At 64.1% G+C, this 568-nt stretch carries 1 protein-coding gene; it reads right to left on the bottom strand.

Annotated elements, in window-relative coordinates; translation table 11 throughout:
- Nucleotides 1–568: GntR family transcriptional regulator (locus J5M71_RS26720; protein ID WP_207838496.1), on the bottom strand; the 568-nt coding region annotated here is incomplete at both ends.

The following is a 568-nucleotide window of genomic DNA, read 5'->3' as shown; positions in this document are numbered from 1 at the left end:
ATGTAGTGCTGCTGGTCATCATGAGCCAAACGCGCCGAGTTCAGCCGGGTACGCGGAATGATGCTGGTGCCCAGGTGCGTCATGATGTCGGTGAAGTAGCGGTTGCCGGTGGACAGGGCGATTTCCAGGTGGAAAGCGAAGTCCGACGACACCGCATCGCTGGCATGCGAGGCGCTTTCGTTCAAGGCGTCGAGGGCGGCGCGCATGGTTGCCAGTTGCTCGGGGCTGCGGCGCTGCGCGGCGAGGCCGGCGGATTCGACTTCGAGGCTGATGCGCAATTCGAGAATCGCCAGCACGTCACGCAGGGTGACCACGGTGGCCGGATCGATACGGAAACCGCTCGGGCTTGGCGTATCGAGAACAAAGGTGCCAATGCCGTGGCGGGTTTCCACCTGACCGGCGGCCTGCAGACGGGAAATCGCCTCGCGGACCACGGTGCGGCTGACACCATGGGCTTCCATGATCGCCGACTCGGTGGGCAATTTGTCGCCACGCTTGAGCAGGCCATCACGGATCTGCTCGCTCAACACCGTCACCAATTCCTGGGCGAGGCTGCGGCGCTTGCGGG

It is taken from the genome of Pseudomonas sp. 43(2021) (assembly GCF_017490805.1).
Taxonomy (GTDB): Bacteria; Pseudomonadota; Gammaproteobacteria; order Pseudomonadales; family Pseudomonadaceae; genus Aquipseudomonas.
Note: the sequence above shows the minus strand (reverse complement) of the source record. Positions and strands in the feature narration are given on the sequence as shown.